The following is a 24,065-nucleotide window of genomic DNA, read 5'->3' as shown; positions in this document are numbered from 1 at the left end:
CGCTGCCGTTCCCCGCTGCACACCTGAACCACAGACCGCCAACCATAGGAGCCATTCAATGACAGGTAACAAAGCCGTTGCGTACAAGGCACCGGGAATCGTTGAAATCATCGATACCCCGTACCCCACCTTTGAACTGCAGGCCGGGCCCGGCGTCAATCCCGTCAATGTGGGCCGCAAGGTCCCGCACGGGGTCATCCTGCGCACCGTAAGCACCAACATCTGCGGGTCGGACCAGCACATGGTGCGCGGGCGCACTACGGCCCCCGCCGGACTTGTCCTGGGACACGAGATCACGGGCGAGGTCATCGAGACCGGGCCCGACGTTGAGTTCATCAAGGTGGGCGACATCGTCTCGGTCCCCTTCAACATCTCCTGCGGCCGCTGCCGGAACTGCAAAGAGGGCAAAACCGGGATCTGCCTGAACGTGAACCCGGACCGTCCCGGCTCCGCCTACGGCTACGTGGACATGGGCGGCTGGGTGGGCGGCCAGGCCGAATACGTCCTGGTGCCCTACGCCGACTGGAACCTGCTGCGGTTCCCGAACCGGGACCAGGCCCTGGAAAAAATCATGGACCTGACCATGCTCTCCGACATCCTGCCCACCGGCTTCCACGGCGCCGTCACCGCCGGGGTCGGCGTCGGCTCCACCGTCTACGTCGCCGGCGCCGGACCCGTAGGCCTTGCCGCAGCAGCGAGCGCCCAGCTCCTCGGTGCTGCAGTGGTCATCGTGGGCGACCTCAATGCGGACCGCCTGGCCCAGGCCCGCTCCTTTGGCTGCGAAACCGTCAACGTTGCCGACGGCGACCCGGCCGACCAGATCGAGCAGCTGCTCGGCGTCCGGGAAGTCGATTCCGGCATCGATGCCGTCGGCTTCGAGGCCCGCGGCCATGGCCACGGCGCCGCCGAAGCACCGGCCACCGTCCTGAACTCGCTGATGGACCTCACCGCAGCCGGCGGGTCCGTGGGCATTCCCGGCCTCTACGTCACCGGGGACCCCGGCGCCTCGGACGAGGCAGCCCGGAAGGGCTCCCTGTCATTGTCGCTGGGTACCGGCTGGGCCAAGTCGCTGTCCTTCACCACCGGCCAGTGCCCCGTAATGAAGTACAACCGCCAGCTGATGATGGCCATCCTGCACGACCGGATCCAGATCGCCAAGGCCGTCAACGCCACCTCGATCCCGCTTGAGGACGCACCGCGGGGCTACGCCGAATTCGATGCCGGCGCCGCCACGAAGTACGTCCTCGATCCGAACGGCTACCTCAGCAACTAAGTCACGGATGTACCACTGCTGACCGTCCATTCCGGCTGGTCAGCGCAGGAGAGGGAGGGCACCCTGGGCGCCCTCCCTTTTCTGCTTTGCTCCCTGCCTCCCGAGACCCCTGGACCGGTACCCATCCGGAGCCCCGGACACCCGCCGTTCACCCTCCGGTCGCCTGGCGTGGTTAGACAGGACGTATCACTCGTCCTTTCCTGGGAGAACCCATGCCGATATCCAGACGCGCACCACGCGGGCTTGCCCGTGCCGTGGTGGCTTCTGCAGCGCTCACGTTCGCAGCATCCTGCGTCGTGGCACCGGGGGCCTCGGCCGCCGTCGTCCCCTCGCCCATCACGTACCCGGCCACCGGCTCAGCCCTTTCGCTGACGGCCCTCGGGTCCTATGAAACCGGCCAGTTTGATGAGTCCGCGGCGGAAATCGTGGCCTACCACGCGGCCACCCAGCGGCTGTTTGTGGTCAACGCGCAGGCCGCCGTCGTGGATGTCCTGGACATCGCAGACCCGTCGGCCCCCAAAAAGCTCTTCTCGATCGGCGACGCCGGCGGCGGGGTGGCCAACTCCGTCGCCATCCGCGCCGATGGCCTGGGCACCATAGCCCTGGAGGCACCCACCAAGACCGACGCCGGCTCCCTGCTCTTCTTCGACGCCACCGCCGACGCCCCCGTCGCCCTCGGCCGGGTCACGGTGGGAGCCCTTCCGGACATGGTCACCATCGCCAAGGACGGCAGCCGCGCCGTCGTCGCAAACGAGGGCGAACCCTCGGACGACTTCACGGTGGACCCCGAAGGTTCCGTCTCCGTCGTCGCCCTTCCCACCGGCCTGGCGGCACCCGCCCAGTCCGCTGTCCGCACCGCCACCTTCCACGCCTTCGAGGCCGGCGGGACGAAAACCCTGCCGGCGGACGTCCGCGTCTTCGGCCCCGCCCCACACGGCGCCGACCACCCGGTATCCCGCAATCTCGAACCCGAATACATCGCGATCGACGGCGGCAAAGCCTACGCCGCGCTGCAGGAAGCCAACGCTGTGGCCGTGGTGGACCTGGCCACCGCAACGGTGGAGGACGTCTGGCCGCTTGGCTTTAAGGACCACGGCCTTGAAGGCCAGGGACTCGACGCCTCGGACCGCGACCCCGAAGACGCCCCGGCGTTCAACATCCGCACCTTCGAGGGCCTCAACGGCATGTACATGCCCGACGGGATCAACGCCTACACCGCCGGCGGCGCCACCTACCTAGTGACTGCCAACGAGGGCGATGCCCGCGAATGGGGCGACTACGTGGAAGGCGCCCGGGTCAAGGACCTCGGCAAGGACGGCCTGGCACCAATCTGCGCAGACAGCCCGCTGGCTGACCTGACCGCTGACGGCGACCTGGGCCGGCTCACCGTCACCACCGCCACCGGCCTGGGTGCCGCCGGTGACTGCTACGGGGAACTGTATTCGTTCGGCTCCCGCTCCTTCTCCATCTGGACCACCGACGGGCGGCAGGTTTTCGACTCCGGCGACGACTTCGAGCGGATCAGCCACGCCGCCAACCCGGAGTTCTTCAACTCAAACCACTCCGAATCGAACCTTGAAGGGCGCTCGGACGACAAGGACCCGAACCGGAGAACCTGGCGATCGGCGAGGTGGGCGGCCGGACCTACGCGTTTGTCGGCTTCGAACGCGTGGGCGGCGTCGCCGTCTACGACATCTCCACCCCCGAGGACAGCACGTTCGTGACGTACGTGAACAACCGTGATTTCGCCGTCTCGGTCGAGGACGACGGCGTGGACACGCTTGGTGCCGCGGGCGACCTGGGTCCCGAAGGCCTGGCCTTCATCCCCGCCGGGGATTCCCCCACCGGTAAGCCGATGCTCGCCGTCGGGAACGAGGTCTCCGGGACCACCACCCTGTTCGGCATCGACGGGCTGGGGGTTGGGGAGCCGAAGGACACCACCACCATCCAGGTCCTGGGCATCAACGACTTCCACGGCCGTATCGAAGCAAACGGCGCTGAAGCAGGCGCCGCCGTCCTGGGCGGTGCCGTCACGGCATTGAAGGACAAAAACCCGAACACGCTGTTCGTTTCAGCCGGCGACAACATCGGCGCGTCGACATTCACCTCCTTCTCCCAGCAGGACAACCCCACCATCGATGCGCTGGCCCAGGCCGGGCTGGACGTGTCCGCCGTCGGAAACCATGAATTCGATGCCGGCTTCGCCGACCTCACCGACCGCGTTATCCCCCGCTACGCCGCAGCCGCGGGCGACCCCGCATCGGGCGCGGAAGCCGCCGACTTCGCGCTGGGCGCCAACGTCTACCTCAAGGGCACCGAAACGCCGGCGCTGAAGGAGTACGCGATCCGGGAGGTTGATGGTGTGCAGGTCGCCTTCATCGGCACCGTGACCGAGCAGACCGCCGCGCTGGTCTCACCGGACGGCATCGAAAGCATCGAGTTCGGGAACCAGACAGCCGCCGCAAACCGCGTGGCCCGCAACCTCTCGGACGGCGACGCGGCAAACGGCGAGGCCGACGTGATTGTGCTGCTGGCCCACGACGGGTCAGCAGGCAGTGACTGCGCAGCCATCGCGGCCGAGGACACCACCTACGGCGAGCTCGTCCGGGACTCCTCCCCCGACATCGATGCGATCCTGTCCGGGCACACGCACCAGTCCTACGCCTGCTCCTTCCCGGTCAAGGGCAACACCGGTCTGGAGCGCCCGGTCCTGCAGGCACACCAGTACGGCACCACCCTGGACCAGCTGACCATCGAAGTGGATCCGACGACCAAGGACATCGTCTCCCTGGCCGGCGGACTGTTGTCCCTGACCACCACCGTCGGCGAAGGGGATGACGCCCAGATCGTCGGGGCGTTCGAACCCCTCGCCACCGTGGCGGAGACCGTGGCCAAGGCGGCAGCGCAGGCGGAGGTGGCCGGCGCCGTCGAAGTCGGTTCCATTACCGCGGACATCCTCCGCGGCGGCACCAACGGCTCTGACCGCGGCGTGGAATCATCGCTGGGCAACCTGGCTGCGGACATCCAGCTTTGGGCCACGTCCAACGAGTCATTCGCCGGCGAGGCGGCCCAGATCGCCATCATGAACCCGGGCGGGCTCCGCGCAGACCTGCTCTACGGCACCAACGGCGTGCTGACCTACAAGGACGTCGCGGCGGTGCAGCCGTTCGGCAACACGCTGGTGACGCTGGACCTGACCGGGGCCCAGCTCAAGGCCATCCTGGAAGAGCAGTGGCAGCCGGATGGCTCGTCCCGGCCCAAGCTGCACCTGGGCATCTCCGACGGGCTGAGCTACGTCTATGACCCGGCGGCAGCGCGCGGCAGCCACGTGGTCTCCGTGGCGTTCGCCGGCAAGGCCGTGGCGGACGGGGACGTCTTCCGCGTGGTGACCAACTCCTTCCTGGCCGCCGGCGGCGACAACTTCACCACCTTCGCCCAGGGCGGGCGCGTCACGGACACGGGGCAGAGCGACCTGGTTGCCACGGTCCAGTACTTCGAAGCGCACCCCGTGGTTGAACCGGCGCCGCTGGGCCGCGCCATCCTGGCCGCGGACATTCCCGACGGCGGCAACGGGTCAGGCGACGGCGGCACCGTTGTTCCGGGCGACGGGACGGTTGTGCCGGGCGACGGCACGGTTGTTCCAGGCGCAGGCAATGGCGGGACCGACGGCGGGAACGCGGGCAATGGCACCAGCGATGCCAACCTGACCGGCAACCTGGCAACCACTGGGGCCACCCTGACGCTGGCCGGGGTGGGCCTCCTGCTGGCGCTGCTCGGCGGACTGCTGGTGGTCATCCGCCGCCGGCGGACCGCTCCAATGGCCGCGGACAGCTGATTCTAGGCAGTTCCTACCGGTTCCAATGACGGCGCCCGGCTTCCTTGACGGAGTCCGGGCGCCGTTGTGTTGTGGCCAGTTCGAAGCACGCAGCACGCAGCACGTGAAGCCGCAAAGCATTGGCGCAGAGAAAGTATTTCTTGGATCAAATGCGCTTGGATTACTTTTACTTTACGTAACGTCGGCTATCGGTTCGACAAGCAGGGAATTACGGCTGGATGGGAAACTGCGGCCTGCAGAAGACTGTGCTTTTGCAGTTCAGAGAGGGGTTCGGCAAGCGACTGATGACGCCATCGCAGCCTGGGGCGTTCACCGACGTCGAGCTACGCGTTCTGCGATATGCCGCCCACCTGATCGAGACCGGCACGGGCACAAACCAGGAAGCGAAGGCTGCCAGCTTCGAAGGACTGTTCTTCTCTGAATGGGTGCTTAAGTTGAGGGCCTTCGCCATTGACATATCCCGAGGTGTCCATCGGATCCTAGGCCGATTCCCTGACCACTAGGTGGTGTTGCAGGACCACCCGCGACTCAGCTGCCCCGGCGGGTAGTTCACCTGCAAGTAGCCGCTCCACGAGCCGCACCGCGACGGCCCCAACTTCGCGCAGGTCCAGCGCCAGCGTAGTCAGTTCAGGTGTGAGCAGCTCGCCCAGGGCGATTCCATCCATGCCGATGACGGCGCAATCGCCGGGCACATTCTTGCCGCCGGCAGTGAGGGCCTTCATAGCCCCGGCAGCCATAAGGTCATTAAAAGTCACGATTGCTTTGGGGGAGTTGCCCTTGGCGAGGTAAGCGGAGATGGTCTCGCGCGCACTGCCCGCGGAATCTTCTGCGTTTAGGAAGGTGGTGGCCATTCCCAGTTCCCCCGCCCGGCGGGCGAAAGCCTGACCCCGGACAGACAATCCACCATCGCGGACATAATCCAGATATGCGACCCGGTTAACACCCCGTCCTGCGAGGTGGGCGAGTGCCAGGGCGGCCGCGTGCGCATAGTCGAAGGACACCTCGCCGGCGCTGGTGCTGCCCGTCAGATCAAGCAGTACCAACGGACGCCGGCCAAGAATTTCCTGCGATGCGCCGGTTTCGTTGCCCAGGTAGCCGATTACGGCGTCCACCTGGGGCGCCAGCTGGCTGACGGCGGAGACCGGCCCCATGGCGCGGTCCACGTAGTCGCTGATCACCACCTGCCAGTTCCGCTCTGTCGCCTGCTCGACGACGCTGGCTATAAACGCCGGGAAATACGGGTTGGTGAGGCCGGGGATGGCGAGGCCAATAGAGGTTTGCGCACCCTGGGCGAGGCCTTTGGCGAAACGGCTGGGAACATAGCCAAGGTCCTTGGCCAGTTGCTGGATCCGGGTCCTGGTCTCGGCCTTGATTCCCGGCATGTCGTTCATGGCACGGGTGACCGTCTGCTTGGAGACGCCCGCCGCCGTGGCTACATCCACGATGGTGGTGCGGCGGCCAGGGGCCCCGCTGATGGATTCCATAACTCCTGAGTCTAGGGGCTGCACCACGGCGGGCGGTGCCGGCGCCCTGCTACTTCAGCCCCGTCGTCGCAATCCCCTTAACCAAGTACTTCTGGCCGACGAGGAAAACAACGAAGACAGGGATGAGGGTCACGATGGACATCGCGAACAGGGAGCCCCAGGAGGCTCCGCTGGTGGCATCCACAAAGTTGCGCAGCGCCACGGGTGCCGTCTGCAATGCAGGCTTCGTAAGGTAGATGAGTTGTCCGAAGAAGTCGTTCCAGGTCCAGATGAAGGTGAAGATCGCCGTGGTGGCCAGGGCGGGGACTGACAGCGGCAGGATCACCTGGAAGTAGGTCCGCCAGTATCCAGCGCCGTCCAGCCTTGCCGCTTCGTCCAGTTCCTTGGGCAGTCCGCGGAAGAACTGCACCATGAGGAACACAAAGAAGGCGTCTGTGGCCAGGAACTTGGGGATGATCAGGGGAAGGTAGGTGTTGACCCAGCCCAGGTTGGAAAACAAAACGTATTGCGGGACCAGGACCACGTGCATGGGGAGCATCAGGGTAAGCAGCAGTGCCCCAAACAGCAGGCCCTTTCCGCGGAACTCGAGTTTGGCAAAGGCGTAGGCGGCCATCGAGCAGGTCACCAGGTTTCCCAGGAGTGATCCCGCCACGATGATCGCCGAGTTGGCCAGGAAGACGTGGAAGGGATGGGCCAATGCGGTCCATCCGTCCGCGTAGTGGCTGGTGTCCACTTCCGTCGGTATCAGCGAGGGGTCCCGGAAGATCAGGGCTTCGGGGCGGAACGAGCTGGCCACCATCCATAGCAGAGGGTAGAGCATGAGCCCCGCGGCCAGAACCAGTGCAACGTGTTTGAACAGGCCCCGAAGATTTTTGCGCATTTTTCCGGCTTGGGGATACCCGGTAGGAAGAGGTGCCTTCGTCCGGGGTGGCTTGATATCAGTCGCGGTCACTGTAAAACACCCATCGTTTGCTGAAGTAGAAGTTGACGGCCGTGAACACGGCGATGATCATCACCAGCACCCAGGCCATCGCGGATGCGTACCCCATGTTGAGACGGCCGAAGCCCTGCTCATAGAGATAGAGCGAGTAGAACAGGGTGGAATCGGCCGGTCCGCCGGTCCCCCCGCTGACCACAAAGGCCTGGGTGAAGGTCTGGAATGAATTGATGATCTGCAGTATCAGATTGAAGAAAATGATGGGAGTCAGGAGTGGAACTGTCACGTTGCGGAACTGCGCCCACCGGCCGGCCCCATCCAGCGCTGCCGCCTCGTAGAGCTCCTCGGGGATCTGACGTAGCCCGGCCAGGAAGATCACCATCGAGGATCCGAAGCTCCATACGTGCAGCATGATCAGGGAAGTCAGGGCTGTACTCGGGTTGGAGATCCACCCCGGACCATCGATGCCGAAGAGCGCAAGGAACTGGTTGACCAGGCCCTCAGTGCCGAAGACCTGCCGCCAGAGCACTCCCACCGCCACTGACCCACCAAGAAGGGAGGGCAGGTAGAACACGGAGCGGTAGAACGGCAGCCCCCTGATGCCGCGGTTCAGCAGCATGGCCAGGGAGAGTGCCACCACCAAGAGGGCGGGAACCCCAATCAGCACGTAGGCAAACGTGACGCCAAGGGACTTGTGCAGCCGGGTGTCAGTGAGCATCTGTTCAAAGTTGTCCAGACCCACCCAACTGGGGGCGCGGAGCAGGTTGTAATCCGTGAACGAGAAATAGAGCGACGCGATCATGGGCCCGATGGTGATCAGCAGCATGCCCACGAACCACGGCAGCAGAAATTGCCAGGCTGCCCGCTCTTCGAGCTTCTTCATGAGTGTTCGCCGCTGCGGCGCCGGGGGCGGGGCGGCTGCCGTACTTCGGGGCAGGTGGGTCATCGTTGACATGAAAACGCTCCGGGTCAGAGGGAATGGGGGCGGCTCACGCCGGCAGGTTGGATCGAGTATTGCAGTGAAAATTCGACGGCGTCAATGGTCTTGACGAAAATAGTTACCGGTCACTATTGTTCAAGGTATTCCTTGAGAAGTGTTTTATTTACAACGCACTCACGGGAGTGAACGGTCACAATTGTTGTTAGATCGATGACCGTTTCAGTCCGGTCAGGCATGGCAGCTCGACTGAGCTTCCCAAGCCGGTTGCCGATATTTCGCCGCACCCTGAAAGTCCATCGACGCACTGCCGCTGATCCCTGCGGCGCGTTGCCACCCGTAGCAAAGGAGCTCCACCATGGCACAAAAGAACGCAGGACCCCTGAGGGTCAGAACCCTCGCAGCAGCCTTGGTAGCCGCGGTGAGTCTGGGCGTCGCCGGCTGCGGCAGCCCGGCGGGGGATGATTCCGTAACACTCCGCTTCAACTGGTGGGGTTCGGACGCCCGGCATGCCCAGACGCAGGAGGTCATTGACCTTTTTGAGGAGGCACACCCGAATATCAGCGTACAGCCGGAGTTCTCCAACTTCAGTGACTACTTCAATAAGCTTTCCACCAGCGCTGCATCCCGTGACCTGCCTGATGTTATGCAGATGACCGATCCATACATGTACACCTACATCGACAACGGCCAGCTGGTGGACCTCACCGGACAGGCCGAGGTGCTGCCCACCGGCGATTTTTCCCCGGCATCGCTGGCCGGAACGCAGATTGACGGCAAGCTTTACGGCATCCCCTCCGGTGAATCCGGCTTTGGCATGGCAGTGAATCCTGCGTTATTCGAAGCCGCAGGTGTTCCCGTGCCGGACGACAACACCTGGTCCTGGGACGATTTCAGGAACACCGCGGCCGCCATCACCAAGGCCACACCGGAGGTGGCAGGCGCGGCGTTGACAATGGACGAGCAGACAATGAACCTGTGGCTGCGCCAGCATGGAGAAGACTATTGGAAGAACAACGGCAGCGAGGTCGGCTTCAGCGCCGATACCGCTGCAGGGTGGTGGGAGTTCGTTCGCAGCCTGCGGGACAGCGGCGGAACCCAGTCCGTGGAAGCCGAACTCGAAGCGGCCAGCCTTGCCCTGGAACAGTCCCCTCTCGCGCTGGGTAAAAAAGCCATGTCCCTGGTCTCCGTCAATCAACTCGGAAACCTGGAGAAGGCGGCAGGGCAGGAATTCACGCTGCTCCGCCTGCCGGGCGAACGGCAGTTCCAGGAACCGGGTGGCTGGACCAAGCCCGGTATCTACTATTCAGTGGCAGCGAACAGCGACCATCCCAAGGAAGCTGCGATGCTGATCGACTTCCTGACCAATTCCGCCGAAGCCGGAAAGATCTCGAAGTTTGACCGCGGTGTGCCGTCCAGCTCCAAGGTCCTTGAAGCCATCACGCCCACGCTGACCCCCGTGGAGGGCAAGGTCGCCGAGTACGTGACCAGGATCAATGAGCTCGACACCCCTCCTTACGCCATTCCCAACCCGAAGGCCGGCGCGGTGCTGATCGACTCCGTCAAGAGGCTCTCCCAGGAGGTCGTCTTCGACCGGATGACGCCCCGCCAAGCGGCAGACCAGCTCATTGCCGATGTTAAGGCAGCCATGTAGTCGCTGCTTGTATCCAGGCAACGAACTCTTCAGGCAACCAACCCTCCTCCCTTCTGTGAAAGTGCAGGCCATGAGCCCCACCCCCTTAGAGTCCTTCCAGCAGCGGCTTCCCGGCCTGGTCTATGGCGGTGACTACAACCCGGAGCAGTGGCCCAGGAGCACCTGGCCCGAGGATGTCAGGTTGATGCGGGAGGCGAACGTTTCACTTGTCAGCCTGGGGGTTTTCTCCTGGTCGCGCCTGGAACCGGCGGACGGGGTTTTCGATTTCGGCTGGCTGGACGAAGTGATGGACCTGCTCGCTGCCGGGGGCATCCTCGTGAACCTCGCCACGCCCAATGCCTCCCCGCCTCCGTGGCTGGCCGAGGGGTTCCCCGAAACATTGATGGTGGAACGGTCAGGAACCCGTGTGGCGGTGGGCAGCCGCGGGCATTTCTGCCCGTCGTCGCCCGTGTACCGGGACCGGAGCCAGCGGGTGGCGCGTGCCCTCGCGGAGCGTTACAGGGATCATCCGGCGCTGGCCATGTGGCACATCGGCAACGAATACCACGCATACTGCTTCTGCGGGCTGTGCGACGGGGCCTTCCGGTCCTGGCTGCAGGAGAAGTACGGCAGCCTGGATCAGCTTAATGCCAGGTGGGGGACCACTTTATGGGGACAGGTCTACAGCAGTTGGGACCAGGTGCACCTGCCACAACCCGTGCGGGGGTGGGTGAATCCGGCACGCGAACTGGATTTCGCCCGCTTCACCACAGACATCCAAGTGGACCTGTACAAACTGGAGCGGGACCTGCTCCAGGGAGTTACACCGGACATCCCAGCCACCACGAATTTTGTCCAGTTCTTCCGGATCCAGGATTACCGCCGGTGGGCCCCGGAGACGGACGTGATCGCCCTGGACATCTACCCGGACCCTGCCAAGCCCGCCTCACTGGTGGAGGCCGCGCTGCAGTACGACCTCATGCGGCATCTGGGGAACGGAGCACCCTGGATGATGATGGAGCAGGCAGCAGGTGCAGTGAGCCAATGGAAGGTGAACCTGACCAAGCAGCCCGGCATGATGCGGCTGGGCTCCTACCAGGCGGTGGCCCACGGAGCAGACGCCGTGATGTTCTTCCAGTGGCGCGCCTCCCGCTTCGGTCAGGAAAAGTTCCACTCGGCAATGCTTCCCCACAGCGGCGAGGCCAGCCGGACCTGGCAAGAGGTCAAGGAACTCGGCAACGAGCTGGCGCAGCTCGCGGAAATCGCCGGAGCAAGGACAACCGCAGACGTTGCCCTGGTGTGGGACTGGGAAAACTGGTGGGCCGTGGAGGGACCCGCCCACCCTGTGAACAACTACGATTACCGGGCGGTGGCGGCCAGCCACTACCGCTCTTTATGGCTGGAAAATGCGGCTGTGGACGTTGTCGCCCTCGCATCCGACCTGTCCGGCTACAAGGTGCTTGTCATCCCCAACCAGTACCTGATGAGCTCCAGCCAGCAGGCTGCCGTCGAGGCGTTCGTGGCAGGCGGCGGCCATGTCGTGGCGTCCTATTTCTCCGGCATCGTGGACCAGGACGATCAAGTTATCGGCAACGGATATCCGGGTGGCCTGCGCACTGTGGTGGGCGGGCACATCAGGGACTTCTCACCGTTGGCCCAAGACGCCGCCGTCGAAATCAGCACGGTTCAGGGGCAGGCGCTCCTGGGCAGTTACGCCCCGGATTTACTCCAGGAAGCGTTCGACGGCGGCGCCACACGGTGGCAGGATGACATGGTTTCGGAAGGGGCAGAAGTCGTGGCCACCTACACGACCGGCCACCTGGCCGGGCGGCCCGCCATCCTGGATCACCGACTGGGTGCCGGGACGGCCGTTTACATCGGCACGCACCTGCCCCAGGAAGCGCTGGACCTGGTGGTGGGAGCAGTGCTGTCACGGGCCGGAATCCGTGCGCCGCACCCGGCACCGCACGGTGTGGAAGTGACCGAACGCTGCACCACCGCAGGACGGTACCTCTTCTTCCTCAATCACACCGCATCGGTAGTGGTGGTGGAACTTGAGGTGGACGGCACGGATCTGCTCGGTGGAGCAGGGCTGCAGCGCGGCGGGACCATGAAACTCCCGCCGGCAGGGGTATCGGTGGTCCGCGTCCACAGCCAGCCTGACCTGGGATGACAGCCGTCGGCCGGCCATCACTTAAGGGCGCGGGCGTCGCCGTTCAGTCCACGTTCGAACAGGCTCCCATCAGCTCACAAGTAATCCTCAGGTTCCAGGGCACATAATGAACCGAAGCTCCGGTCAACCGCTATTTGACTGGAGCTTCGCCCATTGCAGGCACATGCTGGTTCTGGTCGCTCTCGACTACTTGGCGAGTTGCCGCAGGTGACGCAACCCGTGAGGACTGTCAACAGAGGTCCGCGGAAGCCTTCAGAGAGCCTCTCTTGGCCCCAGCTTTACATAAGACCCGTTATCGGCGCTCAGGAAAGGACAAGGGGAGTGCCCCGAGAAGGCGATGTTTTGCCATCGATCGTGGCACCTTTTCACCGGATACGGAAGTCAGGCTTCGAAGCCAGCGCCCGGTTGACGAAGGGGATGTCCAGGAAGGCCCGGAGCTGGTCACCACAAGTTCCGTGACGGACATACATCGAAGGTTGCTGTTCACGTTGGCCCGATTCATCCTTTCGGCGGTGTGGTCCACCATGCCAAATCCCGCTATCGTTCGTTCATCGAAACCGAAGCGTTGCCGGCCGGTCATGCGGAACGGCCGGCAACGCGCTCACTGCATCGGCAGTCCAGTTTGACGCGGTCAGAGCTGGGCCGGGGATGCGGCGAGTTCAGCGCGGATTCGTCCATGGGGCCAAATTGGCTGCAGGGACCGCACCAAGATGCCCAAAATCCACGAGTGCTATGTCGTTGCCCTCGATGGTGGCGGTGAACTGTTCTCAGGCAACGTTGGTCGTCGCCAAGTTTGTTCCTTTTCGTTATAACCGTAGCCTTGGGAAACCCCGTGCGGTGTCAGCCGAGACGGGTGATGACGGGGACGGGGTTGGCCAAGGTGTCACGGATTGGGGATGTGGCTTCGAGCGCGCCAATCAGATCTTTCAGGTCAGCCCGTGAAGTGCCGGGGCTGTCGATCTGAACGTCCACGGTGATTTGCTGTGCACCCTTGCGGACGCTCTTATCAATTCCGAGGAAGCCGCTGAGATCGATGTCGAAGCCCAGGGTCAGTGCGACGTGCTTCAACTGAATGTTCCTGGCTGCAGCAAGGGAGGCCAGCGTGACCATGTAGCAGCCAGCCAGGGCCTTGAGGATGTATTCAGCGGGGCTGACGGCCGTGTCAGTTCCCAGCAGGGAGACCGGCTCATCACTGTGCAGCGTGAACTGGCCGCGGCGCGATTCGTTGCCGACTCCCGCCTGGGTCAGGGGTCCGGTGATGGTCTTGGCGGTCAAACCTCCGGCCGACTCGCTGTGCATGCTGAAGGTGACCTTGCCAAGCTCACGCTGCTCGGTGACAGCTGCCACTGTCGCCTCGATGGCTGCCAGGTCGGCGAAAGGCTCTGTGCGCAGGGTGTTCGTTTCAGTCATGGTGTTTCCTTTCAGGTTGGTTGATGCGGTTCATCCGCCCTTCCGCAGCTAAAGCGCGTCACGGGCCAGGCTTGTGTGGAATGCCCTTTTCGGAGGGAGTTTGCTGGCAGCTCAACATCGGCGATGTCTCGTTGAGGGTGGTGCCCCTGTTGAGCTGCCTGGATATCAGTTGCGGGCCGCTGCCCCCAGGTAGGGGGCAAGACGGTCTTCAAATGCTTCCTTCGGCATGGCACCAAGGAACGAACCCACGACCTCACCGTTGTTGAATACCCGGAAGGCGGGAATTGAGGTGACGCCATACTGCCGGGCGAGCTCGGGGTTCTCATCGACGTTCACTTTGATGACCTCGACTTTCCCGGCCTGCTCAAGGGCCACTTCATCGAGCACAGGCCCAACGGCACGGCACGGCGGGCACCATGGTGCCCAAAAGTCGACCAGGACCGGCAGATCGTTCTGGAGGACATCGGATTGGAATGCGGAGCTGGTTGTTGATCGGGCAGACATGGCTTCCTCTTTCATTTGCTGGTCAGGGAAAGGCGGGTGCGGGCCCGGTTGCAATGCCGTGCCGGATGAGGGTCATGTGTCGCTAAGCGAACGAGCTTCGGAAAGATCCACCGCAAGTTGTATAGTGATCGCTACGTATCTCATGGGATGTACTGTAGTGGATATTACAGAAAAGGCAAATGGCAGCATTTGCTGAGATCAGGAGGGCATGAAATGCCGGGAGGCCGTAAACGCGGATTCGATGATCAGGCCGCCCTTCAGGCTGCCATGGAGCTGTTTTGGCGTCAGGGATACGAGGGCACATCTATTGCCGACCTGACACAGGCGCTCGGCATAAACCCGCCGAGTCTGTATGCCGCCTTCGGCAGCAAGCGGGAGCTATTCGAAAAGACGCTGGACCGGTACATGTGCGAACGCACAGTCCAGCTGGAGGACGCCATGTCCAGGCCTACGGCCCACGAGGCAGTGCTGACCCTTCTGACGGGGAGAGTTGACGTATTCACTAGCCAAGGTCAGCCTTTCGGCTGTATGACGATCCAGGCAGGCCTTGCATCCGGAAAACCTCACCACGAAATAGTTGATCTCCTGGCAGCCGCTCGCGAACGGATGAGGAGAACCGTTTTGGACCGGCTTGAAATGGCCCTCGCCGACCGCGATCTGCCCGCCGGCACAAACTGCACCGCGCTGGCTCGATACGTCATGTCGGCGATTTACGGGTTGAGTGTCGAAGCGGCCGCCGGGGCCCCCAAGGAGGAACTCACGGCCGCTGCGATCCTCGCCGCACAGGTAGTACCGAGAGCCCCGTAGGTAGTCAGGGGCGCTATGGATGCGGTGCCCTGCCGCCCCCCGCGTACATAAACTCACCGAAGGCACCTCCGTGATGGCCATGATGGTCCGAGGGTCAGGCTGTCTTTTCGACCTCTCCGCCGAGTTCGTTGAGGTAGTTGTAAATGGTGAAGCGGGTGACTCCGAGCGCGGTAGCCGCTGTCTCGGCTGCCTGCTTGATGAGGAAGAATCCACGGCGGTCAAGCTCCGAGACGACCTGCATCTTGTGTTCCTTGCGCATTTGCTCAACGGGAACCCCAATGGCGGTGATCGCGGCCTCAACGAGCTTGGAACTGAGTTCCTCCACGCTGTGCGGGAAGTACTCGCTCCCCTGGGGGCCGACCGGTTTAGCCCCGTGCACGGCAGGGGTCGCCAGCATGGAGCTCCCGTCGTGACCGAGGACGAAGCGGTCCAAGGCGGAGCGGAGCGTGACCCAGGCTGACACGTCAGCGTTCAGACACAGGGCTGCAGCAGCTTGGCCTTCCTTGTCGATGTAAATGATCGTCGTGCTCTGCAGGATTCTCCCGTCAGGCAGTTGCGAGCGGTAGCCGATCTCATGGGAGAAGTTACCTGCTGCCACGCGTTCGAGCAATTTGTCGGTAGGTGGGTCGCCGATCTGACGGCGAGTGACATCTCCGGCGATAGCACGGACCGTGTTCGGGATTCTCTGCAGGTCATGCAGAACGACTTCCGTGGGCTGAGGCACCGCGGCCTGAAGGGGTGCCACCAGGAGCTCCAGAATCCGGTTGATGGACTCGGCGTCCATGCCATGCAGCGCGTCCGGGGGCGGAGCTGCTGATCCGAGCGAACCAATTTGGGTCATTGGTGCTGTCCTTCCGATGAGTAGGCGGATACAAGTTCCCGAAACCGCTATAAATTATACCTTTTGTTGAAGTGTATCGCTGTCGCGGCAGAGATCGATCCCGCAGGCTAGGGCTATTTGCTTCAACATACTGTTGCATTGCATGGATCACGCTGGCTCTCCCGTACGGGATTCCCAGCGGTAGCCGATCCAAACTTCGAAGCCGTCGGTGCGCTGGAACATCATCCGCGGCTGCAAGATGTCACCGGCGATCCAGAGAATCGCATCGTCCAGGGTGACTGCGTCGACGATACCTTCGCGCTAGTGATGCCGCTGCACCTCATTTGAACTCTTTGGCCGATGACAGGGTGCCAGGTGTGGTGGATACGCAAAGCCATACGTTCTCCGTGGTCGGCCGGGTTGTATTGCTGGACCGTCAGGCGCGGGCTGATGAGTCTTGTTCAATTGGGACGGCGGCCCGGCCCATCCGGGTGACAGCCTCGGTGAGTATGGCCTGGGAAGTGGCAAAGTTGAGGCGGACATGTCCAGCGCCGCCCGTGCCGAAGACATGGCCGGAGCTCAGGGCGACCCGCGCCTTGTCGAGGAATATCTTGGCCGGCCCGGCGAGGTCGGCTACGGTGCCGAGGCCATCAGGGCCGCCTGGCGAATCGGGGGCGAGATGGCTGCAGTCCAGCCAGGCTAGATATGTCCCCTCGGGAGCGGCGTACCCCACACCGGGAAGATGTTCGGCGAGCATCTTTCCGAGGAGAGTCCGGTTGGCGTCGAGGCCTCGGAGGAGTGCATCCAGCCATTCTTCACCGTCACGGAACGCGGCGGTCTGGGCGATGATTCCCAGGTGGCTCGGTCCGTGGCTGACCTCTTCGGGCATACGGTGAAGATCATCGGCAGCGTCGGGTCCGGCGATTGCGAGTGCTGCCTTGAGGCCGGCCAGGTTCCAGGCTTTCGACGCCGAAGTGAGCGCAAACGCGTTCTCGGTCTCGGGCACGCTGAGATACGGAGTGAATGTTGCTCCCGGCAGTATGAGCGGGGCGTGGATCTCGTCCGAGACGACCCGGACCCCGTAGTTGCGGGCGAGGGCCGCGACAGCTGCGAGCTCTTCAGGGCTGTGGACCACACCGGTCGGGTTGTGTGGATTGCTGATCAGGTAGGCGGCGTTCCGTCCCTGCGACCGCACGTGCTTGAAAGCTTCCTCGAGGGTGCCAAGGTCGATCCTGAGATCTTGTCCTAGCGGGGCTTCAACGATCCTGCGCGAATCATGGGTGATGAAGGCGTAAAAAGGTGCATAGACCGGGGAGTTGACGACGACGGCATCACCTGGATCTGTGATCAGCCGCAGGATTTCAACGACGCCCATCATCACGTCGGGCACGATGGCGGTGCGCTCGACCGCCAGCCCGTCCCAGCCCCAGCGCCGGGAAGCGAACGCACTTATGGCCTCCGCGAACTTCGTCCCAGCAGGGTATCCGGTGTCTCCGTCATCGATGGCCTGGTGCAGCGCTTCCGAAACGGGCGGCGCGAGCCGGACGTCCATTTCGGCAACCCACAGAGGCAGCACGTCGGAGGGATGAGTGCGCCATTTCATGCTCGTGCGCTGGCGGAGCTGTTCGAGGGAGAGCTCCTCAAGCGGGTTCCCGATTGTCGTGAAGCTGCGGGCCTGAGCCTGCTCGGCTGCCCTTAGCACTGGACAGTCATTTCGATCTCGACGCATGCACCCAGCGGCAGGGAGGCTACTCCCATTGCCAGCCGCGCATGGTGCCCTTTTTCTCCAAGCACATCGAGGGCGAGTTGGGACGCACCATCGATTACGGCGGGTGCATCCACAAATCCTTCCCCTGCTGAGACGTATCCTCCGATCCTGGCGATACCTTTGACCACGTCCAACGACCCGAGTTCGTCGCGGACGACGTCCAGGCACCGGCTGGCAGCGAGCACGGCAGCCTCGCGCGCCTGCTCGACTGTAACTTCCTGGCCCACGCGCCCGGGATAGAGCAACCCAGCATCTCCGATAGGGAGTTGGCCGGAGACAAAGAGTAGATCCCCCACCCGGACCGCGCGTTCGTAGAGCGGTGTGGACGTAACGGACTCAACCATGAAATACCTTCCAGACGTTCGAGAGGCGAACGCGGCACAGTAGGCACGGCACGTCGATTCACCTTCAAGGATATTCAACACTCAGTAATTAAGAAGCTGAACTTTCCACCACTATTACACAGCTTGTTTACATGCGGTAGATCGAATCACCTTGTACATCCCGCCTGTCCTGTACTTCTAGTGCATGGAATGCGGAAGTCGTCTGAATATATCCAACAATCTGTTGATTTCTGGATGTGATGTCCGGCATACTCTCAACTGTGATTTGAATCTCCCAATAGGCCGGGGGTTCAGGTCTTCCACATCCCGTCGCCCCTCATCAGGTCGCCTGACCGCGGGCAGGCTCAGAACCGCAATCACCTCGACTGCCACGAAGCCCTACAAAGGGCGGACATCCTCTTAGCACCCCAACTCCGGCGGTTACGCCGTAGACCATCAGGCCTCGCAATTCGAGCTTCGTATCTCCAGGAAGGCTTCCCATGTCGATTCAGCCACCCGTCACAGACTCCGGGCACGCACATGCTCCCGATCAAGTACTGCACGCCGAGGATGCCGGCTACCAGAAAGGACTCAAATCCCGACAAATCCAGATGATCGCCATCGGGGGCGCGATCGGTACAGGCCTATTCCTCGGCGCAGGTGGCCGCCTTGCCGCAGCCGGGCCATCACTCTTCGTCGCCTACGCGATCTGCGGGGCCTTCGCGTTCCTGATCCTGCGCGCCCTCGGCGAACTCGTACTGCACCGGGCATCGTCGGGCTCGTTCGTCTCCTACGCCCGAGAATTCTTCGGCGAGAAGGCAGCGTTCACCGTGGGATGGTTCTACTGGCTGGTTTGGGCCGCCACGACCATCGCCGACACGACCGCCGCCGCACTCTACATGAGCTTCTTCGGCAGGTACGTCCCCTGGATCGCCGCGGTCCCGCAGTGGGGCTGGGCCCTCATCGCCCTGGTGCTCGTCCTCGCCCTCAACCTTGTCTCCGTCAAGGTCTTCGGCGAGATGGAATTCTGGTTCGCCCTCATCAAGGTCTCCGCACTGGTCATGTTCCTCCTCGTGGGCATCTATTTCGTCATCTTCGGCACCCCAACCGGTGATCCGGTCGGCTTCCAGCTCATCTCCGACAACGGCGGGATCTTCCCGAACGGCATCATGCCGATGATCCTGCTCATGTCGGGAATCATCTTCGCCTACGGCTCAATTGAGCTCGTCGGCACCGCCGCCGGCGAAACGGAGAACCCCGAAAAGGTTATGCCGAAGGCGATCAACGCCGTCATCGCCCGCATCGCGGTCTTCTACGTCGGATCCGTCGTCCTGCTCTCACTGCTGCTGCCCTACACCGCCTACGAAAAGGGCGTGAGCCCGTTCGTGACGTTCTTCAGCTCAATCGGCGTCAATGGCATTGACTCCATCATGAACCTCGTCGTGCTCACAGCCGCCCTGTCTTCGCTCAACGCCGGGCTCTACTCCACCGGACGAATCCTGCGCTCGATGGCCACCGCAGGGTCAGCGCCGAAATTCGCGCTCCGAATGAACAAGGCGGGCGTCCCCTATGGCGGCGTTGCCATCACCGCAGCAGTCTCCTTCCTCGGCATCCCGCTGAACTATATCGTCCCGGGCGACGCGTTCGAGATCGTTCTCAGCATCGCGGCCGTTGGCATCATCGTGGCATGGGCCGCGATTGTGCTGTGCCAAATCCAGTTTCAGCGGTGGAGCAAGAAAGGTTGGACCCAACGTCCTTCATTCCGCATGCCTGGAGCCCCCTTTACCGGCTATCTAACCATTGCCTTCCTCGCCGTGGTCCTTGCCATGATCCTTATCGAATCCCCGTTGACCATGCTCGTAACCGCAATCGCGGTCGCGCTCATGATCGCCGGCTGGTATGCATGCCGCGGAAGGATCCGCGAGATCGCCGCTGCACGCAACGGCTACACCGGAGCGGCACCCATCGTCAGCAACCGCCCCACAGCCCGGCAGCCCTAAGATACAGCGCAACGGGGCGGACGACCGTAACTCCGAGCAGTGGTCGTCGGTCCCGCCCCGATCGATCTGCTGTTTGCACCTCACACCAGAGCGGCGAGAGTGAGGCAATGAGTTCCACGGAGATACCACAGGCTTCTTCGCCTCCAATCCCTTACTGCCGGCGGCCACCCCGACGCTCGCGGACTACGGCGTCTTGCGCTCGGCAAAGGTTATGGCGAACACGGCCAGGCATTTAGCGCGGCCAGTTCCCAGTCCCTGGACGGCCCGGGCCCCAATGAGCGCCCCAAAACTAGTCCGACAAATTGAATTTATCGATCATTCCAAGCCACATAGCAAGGTGCCAGTCCTGGTCATTGGCAAGGGGATCGGCGGTGTGAGCCGGGACCCCGTCCACGGTGGTGGGCATGATGAAGGCACAGGTTGCTGACCCGTCGGGAAAGTAATTGCTCATGTTTGCACGAAGGATAGCTAGGGCCAGGCTTTCATGCCCTGCATTCAGAAGTTCCTCCGGCAGGCCTAGAAGAGCCTCTGCGGTCAGGGCGCTCCAATAGTGAGGAAAAACATCGCCCCATTGCCGACGAAGGCCGAACCAGTAGCCGTCCCAGTGGCGGATTGCCACTCCGTACAATCGGGTGTGCGGCTGCGGGCCTCCGAAGGCAAGCAACCATGGCAACGCCGTGCGTGTGGCGTCGAGGAACACGTGGTCCCCTGTAAGCCGGTAGGCATCACTGAATAGGCAGACCAAGGGCGCCACGATTGACTGTTCGTAGAACACCTCGTGTGGGGGCAGCTGCACCCCGCGGGCAGCAAAGTAATGGGCGCTTTCAATCACTTGGCCTCTAAGTTGTTGGGCTGCCTCAAGAGCACCAGCCACAGCCAGCGCGTCGGCCACTGCAACGCAGGTGCCAGAGAAGTGAATTGCCAGGAAGCCTTGCGCTCCCAAGGCGAAGGCACGGTTGAGAATTCGTTCTGCGCGGTGAAGGTGGGTGGTGTCTTCTGTTTGAAGGTAGCGCTCAAGGAAGAACTGGGCCAGCCATGGCGCGTCGTAAAGCCGTGCTCCGGTGTGATGGTCCTGGGAACCCCGGCGAGGCGCATCTGTGCTGTCCATAAGGTTTTCCACCGCGAACTCGGCCCACCCCTCAAGGGCGTCATCAAGGGCCGGGTCTATGAGGCCGCGGCGCACAGCCATTTGCAGGAGCAGGGCCATGCCAATTCGTTCCGAGCCATCTGTCCAGTCAGACCAGCCGTTAGTGGTCTGCGCCAACTTTGTTGCGGTATCGACGGGGACGAACGCGTGGGCCAGGGAGCCGGGACGGTATGCCGCGCGCTGGTGGTCAAGAATGTAGGCGCACCGCCGTTTGATGACCCCGGCTAGCGGGTCGTGGAAGGCGATTTCGGTGCGTGAGCTGCCGCCGATTTCGATCATGAAGGTGCCGGGGCAGGCGCTTCGGACCTCTGTGCCCTCGGGGGTGGGAGAAATTTTCAGCGCCTCTGATCTACTGGTAACGGAGAGGTTGGTGGTGATGGTGATTGCTTGGTTTATGGGTGCTGACACCGCCGAGAGTTTGGCCGACGGTTTGGTGGCAGAGAGGAACTCGTCGATGTTTCCGTACCAGCCAAGCTGCCATTGGAGGACAAGGCTCTGACCGGGCTCGAGTGTGAGGGCCGGTTGGCCGCCGAAGGCGTTCGGGTTGCGGGCGTGGTCAGTTACCTGGAGAACGATGTGTCCGCGGGCATTGGAGGATGTGTTCCGGTTGCGTGATTCTATGGAATATCCCCAAAGTTCCCCTTCCTCGAGGACCAGCCCAAGGAGAGGCCCTGTTCCTGACATGGGCTGGGCGAGCACCCATGCCCAAGCGCCGCCGGTGAAGATGTGGGCGTGCACGGAACGCTGGAGGGCTTCCTGGGCGCTTTCATATAGGTCTGCGAACGGCGTCTGGATGCCGACGCTGGTCACCTTCGTTGTGTGTAATCCCGTGTTGGTAAATTCGTAGCGTTCGATGAACTTGTCTTTGCGAACGTTCCTTTTGACTGTCAAAGCGAGCTGCTCCGAAGGGAGGAAGTGGCTAACTGAGGAGTTGGTGGCCACTTCCTGCCTGTCCGGTCTGTTCCAGCGTGCCGCTCCCCCATCGGTGATGATGTGTCCGCTGCCCCATTGGTGCTCCAGAGAGTGCCAGACCAAGTCAGGATCAAGAAGGAATCGGCGGTCCGGGGCATTTTTGGCCACAAACTGCACGGGCGCGCCGGTCACGGGGTCAATAGAAGCCTCCCCCTGGCCGAAGGGGATACGGATCCTGCCGAGGGCCTGGGGTGCGTTGAGGGACGATGAATCGGTAATGGTCATTTGACCGCTCCCCCGGTTGCGCCTGCTGATATGTAGCGTTGGGCGACCGCGAGCACGGCGATGGCGGGTGTGGATGCGAGAACTGCGGTGGCCATGACGGCGCTCCAGTCATTTACGTAGGTGCCGAGGTAGGAGTACAGGCCAACGGTCACGGGCCTGACTTCATTGGTGGTGGTGAGGGTGACGGCGAAGAGGAAGTCTCCCCAAGCAAAGAGGAAGGCAAAGAGACCCGCGGTGATGATCGCATTCCTACTCATCGGAAGGACGATGGAAACAAAGGCTCTGACTGGCCCCGCACCGTCGACCCGTGCAGCTTCTATGACTGAGGGCGGGATGGAAAGCATGAAAGCGTGCATGATGAGGATCCCGAACGGTATGCCGGCGCTGGAGTTGGCAATAATTAGGCCAATGATGCTGTTCAACAGCCCCAACTGATTGAACGCTGTATAGAGAGCGTTGGACACGACGATCCCTGGAATCATCTGGCAGATGAGCACCGCGAAGAGAAGGGTCCGGGCGAACGGGATCCGCAATTGCGCCACTGCGTAGGCGGCAGGGGCGGCAATCACGAGACTGAATAGGACACTGCCCCCAGCGACGAGAAGGCTGGTGACGAGGTTTGGGCTTTGCTCGGCGATGGCGGTGGCGTAGCCGGACAGGTCAGGATTGATGGGAAACCAGGGCGTGCCCACGGCCCGTCCGCCGGGTTGCAGCGACACGTTGACCATCCAGTAGACCGGAAAGAGCAAAACGACAACGATCACCAGTCCGAAAATCGTGTGGCGGGAAGCAGATCGTTCCAGTCCAAATGATCCGGCCGCTTTTGTGGCGGTGGTGCTTGTCATGCCTTCGACCCCTTCCGGTTGGCCCGCAGGTAGAGCAGTGCGAATACGAGGGAAATAACAATGAGGATGTTGCCCACTGCGGCTCCTTGGCCGAAGTCGAACTGTTGGAACGACAAACGGTAGGACTCTGTCGACAAGGTTTGTGTTGCGTTCGCAGGTCCCCCTCCGGTGAGGCCAAGAATGATATCCAGGGCCTTCAGGGTGTAGACGACGCCAAGGACCAACACCACCGTGACGACGGGCCGGAGAAGGGGCCAGGTAATGTGCTTGAATGCTTTCGCTCCGGTGGCACCGTCTAGGGCGGCGGCCTCATAGAGTTCCTGTGGGATGTCCTGCAGGCCGCTGTACAGCAAGGCCACGTTGAACGGAATTCCCAGCCAGATATTCACACAGATCACCGCCAGGAGCGCCACTGTTGTGTCGGTGAGCCATCCGATCCGGACATCGCTGAAGGTCAGAGCACCAAGGATCTGGTTGACCACCCCAGAGTCCTTGTCCAGCATCCACCGCCAGACTGCACTGGAAACAATCAGTGGAATCAGCCATGGCAACAGCAGCAAACCCCGCAGTAGGTTGTTAAGCGGGAATCTGCGGCGGAAATAGAGGGCGATGAGCATGCCGAAGATCAGCTGTCCTGCGATTGAAAAAACTGTGAATGTCAGGGTGTTCATAGCAGCACGGCCGAAGTCCCGCGACTGGAGTACTGCCTGATAGTTGGCAAGGCCTATCCAAGGGGCATGACCGGTGAAGAATGTGGCGGTGGTGTACTGCTGAAGCGCCATTATGACGTTTTGCACGACGGGGTATCCGAAGATCAGCAGAATATATAAAGTGGCCGGCAGCAAAAAGGCCTGCTGTAGGAGCCTTTCTTTGTTGCGACCAGATACCCGCCAGCGTGGTGCGATTACCGGCTTCGTCTTGATTTCAGTCATGATCATGATGCTTGTCTCCCTGCAAGGGCGCCTGCACGGA

18 protein-coding genes and 1 pseudogene are annotated in these 24,065 nt (G+C 62.5%); 8 read left to right on the top strand and 11 right to left on the bottom strand.

Annotated elements, in window-relative coordinates:
• Positions 1 to 58: 58 nt before the first annotated feature.
• The 3 genes and pseudogenes from fdhA to ACRB8A_RS00760 all read left to right on the top strand — a co-directional run bounded on the left by fdhA (position 59) and on the right by ACRB8A_RS00760 (position 5,108).
• Entirely contained in the window at positions 59 to 1,273 is a 1,215-nt protein-coding gene (gene fdhA, locus ACRB8A_RS00770; protein ID WP_285241184.1) for a formaldehyde dehydrogenase, glutathione-independent, read from the top strand.
• Between the two features lie 212 nt (positions 1,274 to 1,485).
• Positions 1,486 to 3,116: pseudogene (locus ACRB8A_RS00765) on the top strand (choice-of-anchor I family protein); the annotation flags it as partial.
• A gap of 12 nt (positions 3,117 to 3,128) precedes the next feature.
• Positions 3,129 to 5,108 (top strand): bifunctional metallophosphatase/5'-nucleotidase, encoded by a 1,980-nt coding sequence (locus ACRB8A_RS00760; RefSeq protein WP_432246075.1) that lies wholly within the window; start codon positions 3,129 to 3,131, stop codon positions 5,106 to 5,108.
• Between the two features lie 479 nt (positions 5,109 to 5,587).
• Here the strand turns inward: ACRB8A_RS00760 and ACRB8A_RS00755 are convergent, their stop codons facing one another.
• From ACRB8A_RS00755 to ACRB8A_RS00745, 3 genes are read right to left on the bottom strand one after another with little or no spacing between them, the layout of a single operon-like run.
• Positions 5,588 to 6,592: a LacI family DNA-binding transcriptional regulator gene (locus ACRB8A_RS00755; RefSeq protein WP_432245382.1), complete on the bottom strand. Its 1,005-nt coding sequence runs from the start codon at positions 6,590 to 6,592 to the stop codon at positions 5,588 to 5,590.
• A 49-nt stretch (positions 6,593 to 6,641) separates the two neighbouring features.
• Positions 6,642 to 7,472, bottom strand: coding sequence for a carbohydrate ABC transporter permease (locus ACRB8A_RS00750; protein ID WP_285241186.1), 831 nt, complete (start codon positions 7,470 to 7,472; stop codon positions 6,642 to 6,644).
• Positions 7,473 to 7,530: 58 nt separating this feature from the next.
• Positions 7,531 to 8,412 carry a carbohydrate ABC transporter permease gene (locus tag ACRB8A_RS00745; RefSeq protein ID WP_285241363.1) on the bottom strand — a complete coding sequence of 294 codons (882 nt, stop codon included), beginning with the start codon at positions 8,410 to 8,412 and terminating at the stop codon, positions 7,531 to 7,533.
• Between the two features lie 412 nt (positions 8,413 to 8,824).
• Between ACRB8A_RS00745 and ACRB8A_RS00740 the strand changes: the two genes are divergently transcribed.
• The gene (locus ACRB8A_RS00740; protein ID WP_285241187.1) at positions 8,825 to 10,120 is read left to right on the top strand and encodes an ABC transporter substrate-binding protein; all 1,296 of its coding nucleotides are present in this window, start codon (positions 8,825 to 8,827) and stop codon (positions 10,118 to 10,120) included.
• Positions 10,121 to 10,190: 70 nt separating this feature from the next.
• Positions 10,191 to 12,272: a beta-galactosidase gene (locus ACRB8A_RS00735; protein ID WP_285241188.1), complete on the top strand. Its 2,082-nt coding sequence runs from the start codon at positions 10,191 to 10,193 to the stop codon at positions 12,270 to 12,272.
• Between the two features lie 840 nt (positions 12,273 to 13,112).
• Here the strand turns inward: ACRB8A_RS00735 and ACRB8A_RS00730 are convergent.
• Together ACRB8A_RS00730 and trxA are read right to left on the bottom strand one after the other, a co-directional pair.
• Entirely contained in the window at positions 13,113 to 13,682 is a 570-nt protein-coding gene (locus ACRB8A_RS00730) for an OsmC family protein (protein ID WP_285241189.1), read from the bottom strand.
• Positions 13,683 to 13,847: 165 nt separating this feature from the next.
• The gene (gene trxA, locus ACRB8A_RS00725) at positions 13,848 to 14,186 is read right to left on the bottom strand and encodes a thioredoxin (protein WP_285241190.1); all 339 of its coding nucleotides are present in this window, start codon (positions 14,184 to 14,186) and stop codon (positions 13,848 to 13,850) included.
• Positions 14,187 to 14,453: 267 nt separating this feature from the next.
• On the opposite strand from trxA, the gene ACRB8A_RS00720 reads away from it, so the two are divergent.
• Entirely contained in the window at positions 14,454 to 14,993 is a 540-nt protein-coding gene (locus ACRB8A_RS00720) for a TetR/AcrR family transcriptional regulator (protein ID WP_285241191.1), read from the top strand.
• A gap of 94 nt (positions 14,994 to 15,087) precedes the next feature.
• On the opposite strand, the gene ACRB8A_RS00715 is transcribed toward ACRB8A_RS00720, so the two are convergent.
• A complete protein-coding gene (locus ACRB8A_RS00715; RefSeq protein ID WP_285241192.1) occupies positions 15,088 to 15,834 on the bottom strand; it encodes a helix-turn-helix transcriptional regulator in 747 nt (248 codons plus the stop codon).
• A gap of 138 nt (positions 15,835 to 15,972) precedes the next feature.
• Between ACRB8A_RS00715 and ACRB8A_RS00710 the strand changes: the two genes are divergently transcribed.
• Positions 15,973 to 16,161: a hypothetical protein gene (locus ACRB8A_RS00710; RefSeq protein ID WP_285241193.1), complete on the top strand. Its 189-nt coding sequence runs from the start codon at positions 15,973 to 15,975 to the stop codon at positions 16,159 to 16,161.
• A gap of 88 nt (positions 16,162 to 16,249) precedes the next feature.
• On the opposite strand, the gene ACRB8A_RS00705 is transcribed toward ACRB8A_RS00710, so the two are convergent.
• Positions 16,250 to 17,416 (bottom strand): MalY/PatB family protein, encoded by a 1,167-nt coding sequence (locus ACRB8A_RS00705; protein WP_432245381.1) that lies wholly within the window; start codon positions 17,414 to 17,416, stop codon positions 16,250 to 16,252.
• A gap of 92 nt (positions 17,417 to 17,508) precedes the next feature.
• On the bottom strand, positions 17,509 to 17,925 hold the full coding sequence (locus ACRB8A_RS00700; RefSeq protein WP_285241195.1) for a RidA family protein: 417 nt from the start codon (positions 17,923 to 17,925) through the stop codon (positions 17,509 to 17,511).
• Positions 17,926 to 18,404: 479 nt separating this feature from the next.
• Here ACRB8A_RS00700 and ACRB8A_RS00695 point away from each other — a divergent pair, with 479 nt between their 5' ends.
• Positions 18,405 to 19,904: an amino acid permease gene (locus ACRB8A_RS00695; protein ID WP_285241196.1), complete on the top strand. Its 1,500-nt coding sequence runs from the start codon at positions 18,405 to 18,407 to the stop codon at positions 19,902 to 19,904.
• A 289-nt stretch (positions 19,905 to 20,193) separates the two neighbouring features.
• Here the strand turns inward: ACRB8A_RS00695 and ACRB8A_RS00690 are convergent, their stop codons facing one another.
• The 3 genes from ACRB8A_RS00690 to ACRB8A_RS00680 are packed head-to-tail and all read right to left on the bottom strand — an operon-like array spanning position 20,194 to position 24,025.
• Positions 20,194 to 22,248: a hypothetical protein gene (locus ACRB8A_RS00690; RefSeq protein WP_285241197.1), complete on the bottom strand. Its 2,055-nt coding sequence runs from the start codon at positions 22,246 to 22,248 to the stop codon at positions 20,194 to 20,196.
• Positions 22,245 to 23,093, bottom strand: coding sequence for a carbohydrate ABC transporter permease (locus ACRB8A_RS00685; RefSeq protein WP_056600826.1), 849 nt, complete (start codon positions 23,091 to 23,093; stop codon positions 22,245 to 22,247). The genes ACRB8A_RS00690 and ACRB8A_RS00685 overlap by 4 nt, the downstream gene beginning before the upstream one ends.
• Entirely contained in the window at positions 23,090 to 24,025 is a 936-nt protein-coding gene (locus ACRB8A_RS00680) for a carbohydrate ABC transporter permease (protein ID WP_285241198.1), read from the bottom strand. Before ACRB8A_RS00680 ends, ACRB8A_RS00685 begins: the two co-directional genes overlap by 4 nt.
• Positions 24,026 to 24,065 lie beyond the last annotated feature (40 nt).

This window comes from Arthrobacter sp. G.S.26 (assembly GCF_050847375.1).
GTDB lineage: Bacteria > Actinomycetota > Actinomycetes > Actinomycetales > Micrococcaceae > Arthrobacter.
This window is presented reverse-complemented; position numbering and strand designations above follow the sequence as displayed.